The organism is Paenibacillus sp. TSA_86.1 (assembly GCF_052691815.1).
Genome location: NZ_JBQZGE010000008.1, coordinates 50,621 through 66,993, shown reverse-complemented (window position 1 = coordinate 66,993; position 16,373 = coordinate 50,621). Strand labels below are relative to the sequence as shown.

The window sequence follows — 16,373 nt, the reverse complement described above, 5'->3', positions numbered from 1 at the left end:
CTCCTATACCACATTCAGCGGCTTTTCTGTTACTTCCGCGGATTGAGTCCTGGTCTGCGCAGAAGCATCTTCTTGCACCAGTTCAGGATGGATTACGGCCTGATATTTCCCGTCCGACGACAAAACGCCACCATCCAGTCCAATCAGAACCTTTGTCGTCACATAATCCGTTCCCTCCAATGTCACCTTCACCCGATCTGGCTTAATCGCCAGCATAAACGCCGTTCCTTTGTTAATCCCTCGATAGGGAACCAATCGTAGTCGATGCTGCCACTGAAAATATTCCTGGTCCAGCTCCATAATAAGTTGGTCCGGCGCTTCGTGCTCAAGTCTGCTCTTCCATGAATCAGGTAGCATATCCTGCCACAATGAAACCTCCATGACCATCACTGGCATACGTGACAACGGATCTGTGAGCTGATTGCCCGTATCCAGAAGGCCTGTACAAGACACAACAACCTCATCAATGCATACCTCAACCTGACCAAGGTAAGTGTTCATGCGATCCGCTTTACGTTTGGCTCCTTGCACAATTTTGAATAATAAGAGAACCGCGAAGAATACAATGAATGTGAACCAGAACGCAATCTTGAGATCAAATGACATGCCGCCAGATGCTGTGAACCAGATGCCATTGAACAGATCTCCCGAACTCTGAAGCATATAGTGCACACCCAGAATGCCGCCAGCTGCGACAAAATTAATGATATAAAAGGTACCCAGCGTCCTCACAAAAGACTGCAATCCCTTATATCCAAACGCGATACTCAACATCACAAGAGAAAAACCAAACTTGATTAAAAACGTGAACAGAAAATCAAACTCCGGTACAAACATCATTACGACGTATAACGCGCCAACGATAGCTGATAACAACCATCTCCACCAGACCAGCTTCGTTTGGCGCATCCAGGCTGTCAGTCCAATGAGCGTTCCATCAATGCAAAGGTTAGTCAAAAAAATTAGATCTACATACACAACCACGCTCTTCACCTGCCTGCATCCAACCTATCGAAATGAATGTAGCGATCTCGCATGCTTCGAACCGAATCGGCTCAACTGCTTCATCATCTCGATATTCATGAGCATATTCCCAAGTATACGGAGCCTCCTGTTCAAAGTCTGTCTAAATGTGGGAGCTTGTTTCCAACTTTTTTTGTCGGAATACGCAGGCGAGTTGTTCAGAATTTGTTCATTTATGTATGTTAAACTGTATAAAAAAACAGCAAAAAACCCGGCTGCCGCAGAAGCAGCACCGGGTTTCCAAGAGGTAGAATTAGCGTGTTATTCGTTATTGTTGTTGCGGGAACGATTGCGTAAAAATGTCGGAATGTCCAGCTGATCATTGCTTGGCTGGTTTCCGAATGGACGAAGATTCGGTGAACGTGTCTCTGCCGTCTCTGTTGCCGCAGCAGGTTTACGTACTGGCGGAGCAGAAGGTTTATCTTCGAATCCAGTCGCGATTACCGTAACCTTGATCTCCTCTTTCAGATCTTCGTCAATAATCGCACCAAAGATCATGTTCACTTCCGGATCGGAAGCTGATGTTACGATCTCCGCTGCTTCATTTACTTCATACAAGGACAAATTAACGCCACCTGTGATGTTCATGATTACGCCGCGTGCACCTTCAATGGAGGTTTCAAGCAAAGGGCTCATAATTGCTTTGCGTGCTGCTTCTGCCGCACGGTTCTCTCCTGTCGCTTCACCGATACCCATGAGCGCAGATCCACGCTCGTGCATGATCGTTTTGACATCTGCAAAGTCAAGGTTGATCAAACCTGGTACTGCGATCAAATCGGAGATACCCTGTACTGCTTGACGCAATACGTTATCCGCTTGGCGGAATGCTTCCAGCATCGGCGTCTTTTTATCTACGATCTCAAGCAACCGATCATTCGGAATAACGATCAGTGTATCTACTTTTTCCTTAAGCGCTTCGATACCTTGTTCTGCATGGCTAGAACGCTTACGGCCTTCAAAAGTGAAGGGGCGTGTTACAACACCTACAGTGAGTGCACCACACTCTTTGGCAATTTCAGCGATCACTGGAGCTGCACCAGTACCTGTACCACCGCCCATACCGGCTGTAACAAATACCATGTCTGCACCTTTCAATGTGTTCATGATCAAGTCACGGGACTCTTCCGCTGCTTTTTTACCTACATCGGGGTTAGCGCCCGCGCCAAGACCACGAGTTAATTTATCACCGATTTGCAGTTTATGCTCGGATTTTGCCAGGTGTAATGCCTGAGCATCCGTGTTCACTGTAATAAATTCAACACCTTGTACACCATTTTCAATCATTCGGTTAACTGCGTTGCTACCTCCGCCGCCTACACCGATGACTTTAATCTGAGCCAAGCTCTCCATCTCAAAATCAAATTCCAACATATTATTCCATCTCCCCCTCAATGTGCATGGATGGCCCGTCCAATTTTTGATTTGAACCGAATCAATTTCATATATCGACGAACGAAAGCGTTTCTGTTAGTATCAGCGCATTCAGACGGCTTCAAGAATGTATGAAATGGATCCAACCTGTTATATAAATTCACTGAACATATTCTTCAGTCGCTCGAACAGACCGGGTTTTTGCTCCGATTCCTGTGCCGCATTCGGCTTCGGACGGTTCGTCGGTTTCTTGCTATTGGTGTTGTTGTTATGACCGCCGTTACTGCTCGAGGGCCTGATGCGCAAACTGCGAATAACATTGTGTAGAATACCAACACCACTGGTAAATCCAGGATCACGGACACCAATGTAATCCGGAACGGCTACGCGTACCGAAGCTGCAAGTTCATGCTGTGCGACTTGTAGCACACCAGGCATAGAGACCGTGCCTCCCGTTAGTATATAACCTCCAGGTAACTCGTTGTAACCAAGGCGTTTAACTTCTTGTCCGATCATCTGGAATATTTCCTGAACCCTAGGTTCGATAATAGCCGCCAGATCCTCTTGTGAAAACTCCTTGTCTACATTGCTGCCAATGCGCGTAACTTTGAACATTACATCTGCAGCAGCATCATCAAGCCAGGCACAACCGTATTTCAGCTTCACTTTCTCTGCCTGATCTGTGAGAGTGCGCAAGCCATAAGCAATATCATTGGTTACAAACTCACCGCCGATTGGCAGTGTTGACGTTGCAACCAGACTGTCCTCTTCAAAGATGGCGATCGTTGTAGCTCCAGCCCCGATATCCACCAGCACAGAGCCCATCGTTTTCTCATCTTTGGATAAAGCTAACTGGCCCGCTCCCAATGACATGAGAACAAGGTCACTCACTTTTAATCCCGCTTTTTCCACGCAGCGCAAAAGATTATGTATCGCGGTTTTTGCACCCGTAATAATAGTTGCTTCAACTTCCAGACGAACACCAATCATACCACGCGGGTCTTGTATGCCCTCCAAGCCATCTACAACATATTGCTTGGCGACAACATCAATAATTTCCCGTTCGGGTGGAACCGCAATGACTTCGGCTGCTTTCAACACCCGCTCCATGTCTTCTTCTCCGATCTCACGATCCTCGTTCGATACTGCCACCACACCGTGACTGCTCATCAGTCCAATATGATTTCCTGAGATTCCAACATATACTTCGGATATTTGAATACCTACCATACGTTCTGCATGATCCACTGCATTGCGAATCGACTGCACCGTCTGATCGATATCTACGATTACACCTTTGCGAATTCCTTCCGAGTCGGCAGATCCAACTCCAATAATATTAAAGGTTCCATTGTTAATTTCCCCAATAATAGCGCGAATTTTGGATGTACCGATGTCCAAACTAACAATGATGTCATTGTTACTCAAGTCTGTGGCACCTCCTGACTCCAATAGTAAAATACGTTCGGGTTCAAACACTCATTAAAACATATTCAACACAGTTTAGGCTTTCCCTCTTTTTTCTACAATTTTTTTGGGTGCCAAGTTCTGGATGTGTAACATAAAACCTTGAAGAAAAAAGAAGGAGGCAACTCATGTGCCGTAAGTTCAAGTGTACCATTTTTTCTTCATCTCAGAAAGTACAAGTTTCATACGTCAGCCGTTGCCAAAGCCCTCTCCTGTCTACATTTTTACGCAATGCGCCGCCAAGCAGCGGCAGGCATCATCGCCCTCCCCCCGGCTCGGCATCATCCTCGGGATTATCCGGGATAAACGGCACATACGTATCTGCCTCAAGCATCGTAATTTTGCCGGGTCGTTCGGTCTCAATCACCTGATTCAAATACTCCACTTTATCCGTTAACAACGAGATCGTTGTAATCACTTCAAACTGTGACTTGGTGTACATCCGAATCTGATCCGGAAATGATGGTGTCGGGTTAGGAATAATTTCTGAAATGTCCGTTGTCAGTTCATTCGGAATTTTAGCCAATGCCTCACTCAGTTTTGCTTTGAGTGGATCACCTTGCTTCCATTGTGTAAGAATCGGTTTCTCTACCGCTACACCGATCGTTGGCGGAACATTCAGGCTTGTCCCGCTGGACAATATAGCTTTGAGTGCTCCACTTGAATCAAGTTCATAAGCGACTGTGGGAAATTCCTGGACCTTGATATGAATGGTACCCGGGAATTGCTTGTCCACAGTAACGGTTGAGACAGCTTTAATCGTTTTGAGACGTTCAATGATTTCGGAAGCACTTGTTCCAAAAAACTGGTCTCCTTCCTTCAGGCCGCTCTTTTCCAGCAACACCGAAGTCGCCGTATACACATTACCCGTAATTTCGATGGCCGATATACGGCTTACAGAAGAACGGAAGAATAATACAGCCAGTAATACAATAAATAGTAATAACAGGATGATTACAATTTTACGGCTTGTGTTTTTTTTTGGGCGATTCTCCTTGAGAACCGGAATTTGACTTTTAGGCATAATAACGCTCCACAAAGCCTCAGGCCCCCTCCTCATCAAAGAAGGGGACGCCAAGGACGTTAATTGGCAAAATCCAACTGTTTCGAAACAGTCGACTGTCTCTCCACCGAGGCTCCAAGACTCTGGAATAACTTTTCGATTCGATCATATCCCCTATCAATATGGTGCACTTGCTCTACAACGGTTTTGCCTTGAGCCGCCAGACCTGCAATAACCAACGCTGCACCTGCACGAAGATCCGTTGCCTCCACAGTAGCACCATATAACCTCGGCACTCCACGGATGAACGCAGCGTTTAGATCCACAGAGATATCAGCTCCCATCACGTTCAGTTCATCTACATGTTTAAAACGGCCCTCGAATACAGTCTCTTTCATTACACTGAATCCATCCGCCAGACTGAGCAGTACCATGATCTGTGATTGAAGATCGGTTGGGAACGAAGGATACGGAGAAGTCACGATACGATCCACTGATTTTGGACGTGTCATACAACTCACAGTCATTATATCATTGCAGACTGCGATTTGAACACCAGTGCGCTTCAACACATGTATAAGCGAAGTAAGGTGTGCCGGATTGCAATGTGTAAGCGTAACATTGCCTCGCGTTGCAGCAGCAGCAATCATGACGGTACCGGCAACGATACGATCGGGTATGATCTCATAGGTGCACGGCTGCAGTTTTTCAACACCGCTTACCGTAATCGTGTCGGTGCCTGCACCTATGATTCGTGCACCCATCGCATTCAGAAAATGCTGCAGATCCTGAATTTCAGGCTCCCTTGCCGCATTGAAAATTGTCGTTGTGCCCTCGGCAAGCACAGCGGCCATCATGATGTTCTCCGTGGCTCCTACACTTGGAAAATCCAGATGAATATCCGTACCGATCAGATTGGAGCCGTAACAGATGATTTGCTGATCTTGCTCTTCAATCTGTGCTCCGAGTGCTTCCAGACCCCGGAGGTGAAGATCAATTTTGCGTTCTCCGATCGCACAGCCGCCTGGCTGATAGACGGATACCCTCCCAAACCTAGCAAGCAACGGCCCCATTAGAAAAATGGAAGAGCGCATTTGCTTCATGAGATCTTCTGGCACATCATGTGACCGGATCAGCGACGTATTGATCGTCACTGTTCCCTGCTCATGCCGACATGTGCATCCAAGCCGTTCCAGGATATACAGCATTACTTCGATGTCCAGCAAGTGTGGAACGTTGTGCAGCGTAATTTCTCCGTCTGCGAGCAAACTTGCGGCCATAATCGGTAAAGCGGCATTTTTTGCTCCATGGATGCGTATGGATCCTGATAGGGGTTTCCCGCCTTCAATCACCAATTTGTCCAATGTATCACCTCCGGGGTTTACGCTCACCCACTTCGAAGACATACGGTACCCGATGAATACCGCCATGAGATGATATAGTGCTACGAGTAGACTGTGTATGGGTGAAGACGTCCTCTGCTGTCGCTTGGCCTGTGAGAACAATGAAATACACATCCATTGTTTCCAGTACAAATTCAGCGAATGAAATATCCGTGACACATCCGATCCATGAATACCTGCCATCCATCCCGTTCATTTCACCAATCCATACCGGAGATGCCGCTGGATAGACCTATAGTCTTACAAAAGGTGCACCTTCTCCGGTGTGAATGCTGTACTGCGGCATCATGGAACGATTGTCACGATTTATAAGGTATCTTATGTCAGTCCCGTCTAGTGTGTGACAATCGCCCACTAACACACATTAACGCCCTGCAACAAGACGCTTGATTTCATTGACAAGCACTTCTGCCGCGTCCGGTTTCCCTAGTTTTCGAGAAGCCTCTGCCATCTGCTTACGCCCCGATTCATCATTCATAATACCTGCGATCGCTTCATAAAGGCCTTTGCCTGTAAGATCTCTCTCCAGCATCGTGAGTGAAGCTCCACCTTTTTCAAGCGTACGCGCATTAGCCTCCTGATGATTGTTGGTTACGTTCGGTGACGGAATCAGAATCGATGGAATGCCCAGCGATGTAATTTCCGCCAGGAATGATGCTCCAGCACGATTGACAATCAGGGAGGTGCAAGCGAGCACTTCAGGCATGTTATGAACATAAGGAAGTACATGCAGATGATTAGGCATCGTTCCCAAAGAGCTGCGAATCGCTTCACGAGTTTCATCAAAATAGGTTTCACCTGTAACGTAAACCACATGTACATCATCCAGTTGCTCCAGCATCGCTGCCATCTCGATCATCGCCTGATTGATCGCTTTGGCTCCACGACTGCCGCCAACGACAAGCACAACACGGCTGTCCATCGGAACACCTAATGTCGCGAACCCACGATTCCGGCTGGCTTGAGCTACGGTCGTTGCTCGCGGATTACCGGTGTAGATTACCTTTTTAGCACCCGAGAATGATTTTTCAGAACCTTCGAAGCTGACAGCCACCGTGTCTACATAACGCATTAAGAACTTGTTCGTCAGACCCGGAATCGCATTCTGTTCATGAATAACACTCGGGATTCCCAGCTTCGCCGCTGCATACACAACAGGCCCGCAGACGTAACCGCCTGTACCGATGACAACATCAGGTTTGAATTCCTTCAGCATTTTTTTGGACTTGCGTACGCCCTGAACAAAACGCATGATGGTCTTCACATTTTCAAAGGACAACTTACGCCGAAAACCAGTAATATCAATTGATTTAAAAGGGATATCTTCTTGAGGAACCAGTTTACTTTCAAGTCCGCGGGTTCCACCAATGTATAAAAACGTCGAGTCGGGATTCACCGCCTCGCACTGTCTTGCTATGGCAACGGCAGGATAGATATGTCCTCCTGTACCGCCGCCGCTAAGAACGACTCGCATCGTATAAGTCACCTCGCATAACGGGATAAATTCACTAATATGCCCAGTGCTGTGAGCATGAGAGTTAATGACGATCCGCCATAACTGATCAGCGGCAACGTAATACCCGTGACAGGCATCAGCCCAATCACTACACCGATATTAATAATGACTTGTACAGCAACCATGCCGATGATGCCCACACCCAGCAGACTGCCAAAAGCATCCGGAACGGTCATCGCTATACGCATCCCTCTCCACACTAGCACCAGAAACAATAATAAAACAATCATTCCACCAATAAAACCAAGTTCCTCCGCCAAAATACTAAAAATAAAGTCCGTCTGCGGTTCAGGCACATAACTGTACTTTTGCCTGCTCATCCCCAGCCCCAGACCAGCCAGTCCACCCGGACCAATCGCATAGAGTGACTGAATGATCTGATATCCGGCCCCGAGCGGGTCAGACCAAGGATCCATAAACGCTGTAATTCGCTGCAAGCGATAAGGTGCCGCTGCAATCAGCGCCGCAAACCCTGCAATTCCTCCAAGCGCAAGCAAGGCCAAATGTTTCATGCGTGCACCCGTTGTGAAAATAATGAGCATGGACGCCCCCATCATCACCGTGCCTGTACCCAAATCGGGCTGCAACATGATAATGCCAAAAGCCAGCCCGATCAGCCCAAGCGGAGGCAGGAGCCCAGTTGTAAAGGTTTTAATCTTACCGGGATCTTTGCTCAGCCAATGAGCCAAAAACAAGATCATGCCCAACTTCATGAACTCAGAAGGCTGAATACCGAAAGAGCCAATCCCCAGCCAGCTGCGTGCACCGCCGCGAACGACACCGATTCCCGGAATTAATACTGCAATCAGCATAATAAAACAAACGATTAATATCGGTTTGGCATACTTTCTCCATACCCTGTAATCCACGTTAGCCGTTACAAACATGGCTACAAGCCCAAGCACGGCGAATAAAATTTGTCTTTTCACAAAATAAAATGAATCGCCATAGTTACGGAAGGCAAGCACCGAACCTGCGCTGTATACCATAATGATGCCGATGGCAAGCAGAGCCAAAATACAAATCAGGAGCCAAATATCCGGCGCCGGTCGCGTCTGTTTCATCAGGAGGCCACCCCTTGCATGGAAGTAGGGGCTTTTCCACCCCCCTACTTACAAGTTATGCGCCGCCTCTTTAAAAATGCGTCCCCGTTCTTCATAGGATGCAAACATGTCCCAGCTTGCACATGCAGGGGATAACAAAACTACATCCCCCGGATCAGCCAGCCTCGCAGCTTCCTGAACGGCAACCGTCAACGTACGGGCAGCGTCCTCCTCATTATCGACGACCTTGATTTGCTTTAATCCCGCAAGCTCAGCGACTTTAGCGATTTTGGCACGGTTTTCACCAAGGACTACCAGTGCTTTGACACGCTCCTCGAATACGGGCAACAGTTCCATCATATCCGAACCACGGTCCAGTCCCCCAGCAATCAGTACAACAGGTTCCTTGAAGGAATTCAGTGCCATTACCGTCGCTTTGGAATTGGTGGCTTTGGAATTGTTATAATACACCGATCCATTGTGCTCAAGCACATACTCCAGACGATGTTCAACGCCTTTGAAGTCAGCTAGCGGAGCAGCAAGCACGGACAGGTCAGCACCAGCTGCGATGGAAATAGCTACCGCAGCTAACGCATTGCCCACATTAAAGCGTCCAGGTATGCCAATGTCCTCTACATCAATAATCATATGTCGATTGCCAGTACCGTCAGCATAGATCACTTGACGTTTCACGTCATCTTCTTCCCCGTCGACATAGGGCGGATCTGCATACACGCCTGTTTCAAGTTTTTCCGTCAACGAGAACGGAATTAGTCTGGACTTGATATAAGGAACGAGTTCACGGCATACAGCATCATCCCAATTGAGGATAGCGATGTCATCCGACTGCTGGTTGGCAAACAGTTTTGCTTTGGAAGCCACATAATCTTCCATCCCCCCGTGATAATCCAAATGGGTCTCTGCCACGTTAAGCAACGCCGCAATACGCGGACGAAACTCCACTGTGCCTTTCAGTTGGAAGCTACTCAGCTCAACTACCATCCAGTTATTAGCTACTGCCTGCTCTGCCGCTTCGCAGAGAGGTGTTCCAATATTACCGGCAACAATGGGATTCAAACCTGCTTGCTTCAGCATGTTACCCACCCATGTTGTCGTCGTCGTCTTACCGTTAGAACCGGTAATGCCGATTATAGGTGCTTCGCAGAGGTGATAGGCCACCTCTACCTCTGTCACCACTTCGATGCCTAGTTCAAGGGCATGCTGCACAGGAGCCGCATGATATGGAATACCCGGGTTTTTAACAACCAGCTTCACATCATTATGAATCAGATTATCAGGATGGCCCCCGCATACAACAGAAATTCCCAAAGCCTCCAATTCAGAAGCTTCGGGACACTGTTCCCTGTCTTTTTTATCATTTACGGTAACGTCAGCCCCTGCACGATGCAGTACCTTGGCAACTTGTACCCCGCTCTTGGCAAGACCAAGCACAACGACCTGTTGTCCGCGATATGTTTTTGGATGGTTCATAATTTACAGCCCCTTGTTGAGATAAAGTCCAAGAGCGGCCAAAATGGCACCTACCGCCCAAAAGGTAATAACAACCCGCCATTCAGACCAGCCACTAAGCTCAAAGTGATGATGGATCGGGCTCATTTTGAACACACGTTTACCGCGGGTTTTGAAAGATACAACTTGAATCACAACGGACAGGACTTCGATGACAAAAATACCACCGATGACGAGGAAAAGAAGCTCTGTCTTCGTAACGATTGCAATTGCGCCGATAGCACCACCGATTCCGAGTGAACCCGTATCACCCATAAAGACTTTCGCCGGATGTGCGTTGTAGACCAGAAATCCAAGGACCGCTCCGATCATGGCAGCTGCACACACAGCCGCTGGCATCGACGTTGCCTGCATTGCCACAATTGCAAATGCACCAAGAGCAATTGCGCTAACACCGGAAAGAAGCCCATCGAGACCATCCGTAAAATTAACCGCATTCGTAATAGCAAGCATCATAAACACAACAAATGGATAATAAAACCATCCCGTCCAGTCAAATGAAACCGAAGTTCCTGGAATGGAAATCGCAGTGCTGTGTCCGTTTTGAATAAGCAAATAACACATCAGGCCACTGAAAAGTAGTTGCCCCAGCATTTTTTGTTTAGCTGTCAGTCCAAGCGAGCGCTTGAATACTATTTTGATATAGTCATCCAAAAAACCAATAAGACCAAATCCCAGTGTAGCAACAAGCAGCACATAGAAGTCTGTGTTCTTGACCGCTGAGAATTTAAGAAAAGCCAGCGTGAACGCAAGTAAAATAACAACTCCGCCCATCGTTGGTGTTCCGCTTTTTTTCAAATGGCTCTGAGGTCCGTCCTCTCTGACCTGCTGCCCAAATTTCATCCGCCGCAAGAGCGGAATCAACAGCGGAGCGGCAATCACCGCCAAAATAAATGAAACGCCGATTGTTAACAGTAATACCTGAAAATCCATGGGTTCACCCCTCTAGTCTACTCGATTGTGTAATGGTGCTGTTTGCAGTGCTTGAGCCACATCCTCCAGTTTCATACCTCGTGAGGCTTTAAACAAGACAACGTCCTTTGAATGAAGGGTCTCCAGTAAATAACGGGTCAACTCTTCTTTGCTCTCAAAAGCATGCACAGCTTCAGCTTCCATATGCTTTTTGGCGCCTTCGGCAATATGCAAAGATAACGATCCGTATACCAGCACTCTATCCAACTTGGCAGGGGTAATATACGTCCCGATATCATGATGAAGCTGTTGCTCTTCAGGGCCTAACTCCAGCATATCTCCCAGTACAGCCACTTTCATCCGATATCCTTTTAACCCTTCTAATACATCGATTGCAGCCTTCATGGAAGTCGGGCTTGCATTATATGCATCATTCAAGAGCGTGAGTCCGCTAACGGCCTGTGTAACCTCAATACGCATGCCTGTCAATTTCAACTGTGACAAGCCTGCTGCCATGTTTTCCGGAGTAACTCCAAAATGACGTGCTACAGCCATGGCTGCCAGACAGTTAATTACATTGTGAGTACCTAGCAACGGGAGTGTATATGCTTTGTCTCCAGACTGCTTGGTCGTGAACACCATCCCGTTCTGCGCATTCATGAGCCCTGTCGGAAAATCATCATTCTCGGCTTGCAGCCCAAATGTAAACCGTTGCATGCCCACAGGTTGTTTGGTTGCAGACTCTTCAAGCACCTGAGCGATTAAAGGCTCGTCTCCGTTGTAGATGAGTACTCCGCCAGGTTTCATTCCAGCCGCAATTTCAGCCTTGGCTCTTGCAATCTCTAATCTTGAGCCAAGCTGAAGCAAATGTGATTCGCCAATGTTGGTTATGATTGCTGCATCCGGCTGAGCAATGACAGAGAGATCGCGGATTTCACCACGACCACTCATGCCCATCTCCAAAATAATGATCTCCGTATCCGGATTCATGCTCAGTACCGTTAATGGCAGACCGATATGATTGTTGAAATTACCCTGCGTTTTATGCACTTTAAATGTGGTCGAGAGAAGAGCGTCAACAATATCCTTTGTCGTTGTTTTACCGTTACTGCCTGTAATGCCAACGACAGATGCCTTGTTCTCAGCAAGATACGCTGATGCAAGCGTCTGTAATGCAACAAGCGTATCGTCCACCAAAATAACCGCTCCCTGCGGTGGGACGCCATGATCCTTTTGCCACATTGCACTCGCAGCACCTTGCTCCAGACAAGCTTGCACGAACTCATGTCCATCAAAACGTTCACCCACCAAGGGGATAAACAAACTTCCTGCCACGGGTTTACGTGAATCGGTAAATACCCCTTCGGTGATAACTTCGCTATAAACCACAGCGTCACTTAATGTGCCACCGCACATGTCGGCGATTTGCGCCAATGTTCTTTTTATCAATTGGATTTGCCCCTTATCGCTTCTTTGGCTATGATCCGGTCATCGAAATCCGTCTTGGTTGTTCCGATAATTTGATAAGTCTCGTGACCCTTGCCCGCAATCAATACTACATCGGCCGGGCTTGCCATTTCAATAGCTTCATGAATGGCCTGACGCCGATCCACAATCATCGTGTACCGTTCAGATGAAACGGACTCTTCCAGCAAACCTTGCTCAATATCCTTTAAAATCAGATCAGGATTTTCAGTCCGCGGGTTGTCGGAAGTCACTAATACAAAGTCACTGTACTTCGCAGCAATTTTCCCCATCAACGGTCGTTTCGTCCGATCCCTGTCACCGCCACAACCAAATACACAGATGACACGACCTTCAGCAAACTCTTTGACTGTACGAAGCACATTCTCCAGACCATCCGGTGTATGGGCATAGTCCACGATAACCGCGAACGCCTGCCCTTCATTGACGGCTTCCACTCTGCCGTCCACACCCGGTACCGTTTCAAGGCTACGCTTGATTTCTTCCAGTGGAACGCCCTCTACCAACGTGGCCGAGATTGCAGCCATCGCATTGTATACGTTGAACTTGCCCACCATGCGCAACTCGATGTCTGTACTACCCGCAAAGGTATCTACATGGAAGGAGGTTCCTTGAGCCGTAATTGAGATTGCAGATGCATGCACATCCGCATTCTCTTCCATGCCATATGTAATGACCTCAGCAGCCGTTACAGAAGTGAAATATGCCGCAGCCGGATCGTCCGCATTGATAACTGCATACTTACGCTGGGAATCATCTTCTGCGTACCCATTACCTAGCCGTGCGAAGAATAGTCCTTTAGCTCCGCGATACTCTTCCATCGAATGATGGTAATCCAGATGATCCTGGGTCAGGTTTGTGAATACTGCGGTACGAAAATCTGTGCCTTTCACACGGCCTTGTTCCAATGCATGGGACGAAACCTCCATCACACAGCAGTCCGTACCCGACTGAACCATATCATGCAAACTGCGTTGCAGATCAAGTGCTTCAGGTGTTGTTCCCGACATGGGGTAAGTGCGCCCATCATAACGCATCTGAATGGTACCGATGAGCCCGGTTTTCTGACCGTGATCACTCATAATTTTTTCAATCAGATAAGTCGTTGTTGTTTTGCCATTGGTTCCCGTTACACCGATCATTTTCATTTTGCGGCTTGGCGAGTCGAAAAAGAAGTCAGACAAAACAGCCATCGCAAAGCGGCTGTCTTTCACAATCAACTGTGGCACAGGCAAGTCAAGCTGCCGCTCGACAACGAGAGCCGCTGCTCCAGCCTGTACTGCTTTATCTGCATAATCATGTCCATCCACCGTATGCCCCGGAAGACAGATAAACAGATCACCCGGTTTAACCTGCCGGGAATCTGTCTGAAGGTTGTGACATTCTGTATGGGGGTCGCCCACTAGACGGGCGGTAATCAACTTGGATTCGAACTGTTTTAAAAGCACATGAATAACCTCACTTTTCCAAATATACTTCTGTATCCACAGATTCCTGTAATATTAATATCGACCATATCACCAAATAATGAAACGCGATCCTATGGAATTTGTTGCGGTGAGATTCTGAAACTCCGCTTCAGCCTTACTAAACCCCTCTTTGAAGCCTTCATTCTTGCTTTGTATGATCATGCTCATCCTTCAGCACATTCCCCATGTAGATACGTATCGTTGAGCCCTGATCGACTCTGGCTCCCGGTTTGGGTGCCTGATTAATAACGTATTTACCACTGCCGGACTTCGCGAGCATAAAATTCATGTTTAGATCCTCATACAAATCTTCCACCGTAGCACCCGTAAGATCTGGAACCGTCACAATTTTAGTTTCACCATATTTGTACTCTTTAGCGAGCTGATCTTTACGCACGGGCACATTCATATAATGCAGCGAGTCTTCCAGAATGTTTTGCACAATTGGCGCGGCAACCACACCACCAAACTGAATACCTTTGGGATTATCAACAGCCGTATAAACTACGATCTGCGGATCATCGGCCGGAGCAAATCCGATAAAAGATACAATATGCTCGCTTGAGGAGTAACGTCCATTGATGACCTTCTGAGCTGTACCCGTTTTACCGCCAACCCGGTATCCATCGATAAACGCCGGACGCCCTGTACCTTTGGCCACGACGCTTTCGAGTGCTTCACGTACTTGCTTTGATGTTTCCTCCGAAATCACTTGGCGAACCAGTTCAGGCTCCGCTTCTTCCAGTACCTCTCCGGTTTCTGGATGCACCCATGCTTTCGTAACATAAGGTTTGAAGAGCTTGCCTCCGTTAATGGCAGCCGACACCGCTGCTACTTGCTGAATAGGGGTTACGGATACACCTTGGCCAAAAGCGGTTGTTGCAAGTTCAACAGGACCAACATTCGATAATTTGAAAAGAATACCGCTAGCTTCTCCGCTGAGGTCAATTCCTGTTTTTTTGCCAAAACCGAAATTTTTAATGTAGGAGAACAATGATTCTTTACCAAGCTTCTGTCCCAATGCAACAAATCCTGGATTACAGGAGTTCTCCACAACTTGAAGGAAGGTCTGGCTTCCATGACCACCCTTCTTCCAGCAACGCAGACGTGCACCGCCAACTTCAACAAATCCCGGATCAAAAAATTGATCCTGCTTCAGATTCACCTTTTTCTCTTCCAGCGCAGCAGCCAGCGTAATGATCTTAAAGGTCGAACCCGGTTCATAAGTCATCCAGATTGGCAAATTCCGGTTATAAATCTCTGACGGGTACTGCTGGTAATCCGCTGGCTCGTAGCCTGGTCTGCTAGACATGCCCAGAATTTCGCCGGTTTTGGGATTCATTGCGATCGCCAGAGCAGAATTAGCTTGAAACTTAACCATAGCCTGATCCAGTTCCCGTTCCATGATAGACTGAATGGATTTATCAATGGTCAACTTGAGGTTAAGCCCGTCCTTCGGTTCCACATACTTCTCGGATGAGCCCGGCATGAGCCTTCCGGCCGCATCGGACAAGTAGGATACGCTACCATTCAAACCATTCAGCTTATCATCATATCTTTTCTCTACACCAGTCAGTCCTTGATTATCAATTCCTGTAAACCCGAGAATATGAGCAGCCAGATCGTCATATGGATAGAAACGTTTGTTGTCCTCAGCAACAACGATACCCGGAAGCTTCAAATCACGGATGCGCTGTGCTTTCTCCATCGTAATTTTGCGGCCACCGGGTTGTAGTCGTACGATCAATTCTCGTTTCTTGATGGTTGCCAGCACTTTCTCTTCCGTCATGCCTAACAGCGGTGCAAGCGACTTGGCCGTTGACTCCGCTTCTTTGACTTGAGCCGGGATAGCCATAATCGTTGGGGTTGTCACATTATAGGCCAGAGACGTTCCGTTTCGATCCAGAATCTCTCCCCTTTTAGCCGAGTATGGAATGTTGCGGCGCCAGGATTCCTCCGCTTTTGCCGATAACTCCGGGCCTTTCCCCAATTGTACATAAGCAAGCCTGATAACTAAGGCCGAAAATAACATGACCAGAATGAATAAACTCCATAGCAATCTGCGGCGCAGATTCACACTTGATCCCTTCACGAAAAGATCCCCCCACTCGTCCCAAAATCATGAACTGTCTCATTCATGAATATTCAGGA

Annotated in this window: 13 protein-coding genes; all 13 read right to left on the bottom strand. The window is 47.5% G+C overall.

Going from position 1 to position 16,373, the window contains the following annotated elements; translation table 11 throughout:
• Nucleotides 1-3: 3 nt before the first annotated feature.
• The 13 genes from spoIIGA to ACUTVW_RS16595 all read right to left on the bottom strand — a co-directional run bounded on the left by spoIIGA (nucleotide 4) and on the right by ACUTVW_RS16595 (nucleotide 16,314).
• Nucleotides 4-984 (bottom strand): sigma-E processing peptidase SpoIIGA, encoded by a 981-nt coding sequence (spoIIGA, locus tag ACUTVW_RS16655; protein ID WP_445646950.1) that lies wholly within the window; start codon nucleotides 982-984, stop codon nucleotides 4-6.
• Between the two features lie 300 nt (nucleotides 985-1,284).
• Nucleotides 1,285-2,394 (bottom strand): cell division protein FtsZ, encoded by a 1,110-nt coding sequence (gene ftsZ, locus ACUTVW_RS16650; RefSeq protein WP_434750146.1) that lies wholly within the window; start codon nucleotides 2,392-2,394, stop codon nucleotides 1,285-1,287.
• 150 nt (nucleotides 2,395-2,544) lie between these two features.
• The gene (gene ftsA, locus ACUTVW_RS16645; RefSeq protein ID WP_434750145.1) at nucleotides 2,545-3,822 is read right to left on the bottom strand and encodes a cell division protein FtsA; all 1,278 of its coding nucleotides are present in this window, start codon (nucleotides 3,820-3,822) and stop codon (nucleotides 2,545-2,547) included.
• A 295-nt stretch (nucleotides 3,823-4,117) separates the two neighbouring features.
• Entirely contained in the window at nucleotides 4,118-4,885 is a 768-nt protein-coding gene (locus ACUTVW_RS16640) for a cell division protein FtsQ/DivIB (protein WP_445646837.1), read from the bottom strand.
• Between the two features lie 59 nt (nucleotides 4,886-4,944).
• Nucleotides 4,945-6,228, bottom strand: coding sequence for a UDP-N-acetylglucosamine 1-carboxyvinyltransferase (gene murA, locus ACUTVW_RS16635; RefSeq protein WP_445646836.1), 1,284 nt, complete (start codon nucleotides 6,226-6,228; stop codon nucleotides 4,945-4,947).
• A gap of 4 nt (nucleotides 6,229-6,232) precedes the next feature.
• A complete protein-coding gene (locus ACUTVW_RS16630) occupies nucleotides 6,233-6,463 on the bottom strand; it encodes a hypothetical protein (RefSeq protein ID WP_445646835.1) in 231 nt (76 codons plus the stop codon).
• Between the two features lie 168 nt (nucleotides 6,464-6,631).
• Nucleotides 6,632-7,741, bottom strand: a complete 1,110-nt coding sequence (gene murG / locus ACUTVW_RS16625; RefSeq protein ID WP_445646834.1) for an undecaprenyldiphospho-muramoylpentapeptide beta-N-acetylglucosaminyltransferase — start codon at nucleotides 7,739-7,741, stop codon at nucleotides 6,632-6,634.
• 8 nt (nucleotides 7,742-7,749) lie between these two features.
• Nucleotides 7,750-8,847 (bottom strand): stage V sporulation protein E, encoded by a 1,098-nt coding sequence (spoVE, locus tag ACUTVW_RS16620; RefSeq protein ID WP_445646833.1) that lies wholly within the window; start codon nucleotides 8,845-8,847, stop codon nucleotides 7,750-7,752.
• A 48-nt stretch (nucleotides 8,848-8,895) separates the two neighbouring features.
• Nucleotides 8,896-10,317, bottom strand: coding sequence for a UDP-N-acetylmuramoyl-L-alanine--D-glutamate ligase (murD, locus tag ACUTVW_RS16615; RefSeq protein ID WP_445646832.1), 1,422 nt, complete (start codon nucleotides 10,315-10,317; stop codon nucleotides 8,896-8,898).
• 3 nt (nucleotides 10,318-10,320) lie between these two features.
• A complete protein-coding gene (gene mraY / locus ACUTVW_RS16610) occupies nucleotides 10,321-11,289 on the bottom strand; it encodes a phospho-N-acetylmuramoyl-pentapeptide-transferase (protein WP_445646831.1) in 969 nt (322 codons plus the stop codon).
• 12 nt (nucleotides 11,290-11,301) lie between these two features.
• Nucleotides 11,302-12,714: a UDP-N-acetylmuramoyl-tripeptide--D-alanyl-D-alanine ligase gene (locus tag ACUTVW_RS16605; protein WP_445646949.1), complete on the bottom strand. Its 1,413-nt coding sequence runs from the start codon at nucleotides 12,712-12,714 to the stop codon at nucleotides 11,302-11,304.
• The gene (locus tag ACUTVW_RS16600) at nucleotides 12,714-14,201 is read right to left on the bottom strand and encodes a UDP-N-acetylmuramoyl-L-alanyl-D-glutamate--2,6-diaminopimelate ligase (RefSeq protein ID WP_445646830.1); all 1,488 of its coding nucleotides are present in this window, start codon (nucleotides 14,199-14,201) and stop codon (nucleotides 12,714-12,716) included. Before ACUTVW_RS16600 ends, ACUTVW_RS16605 begins: the two co-directional genes overlap by 1 nt.
• Before the next feature lie 160 nt (nucleotides 14,202-14,361).
• Nucleotides 14,362-16,314, bottom strand: a complete 1,953-nt coding sequence (locus ACUTVW_RS16595; protein ID WP_445646829.1) for a stage V sporulation protein D — start codon at nucleotides 16,312-16,314, stop codon at nucleotides 14,362-14,364.
• Nucleotides 16,315-16,373 lie beyond the last annotated feature (59 nt).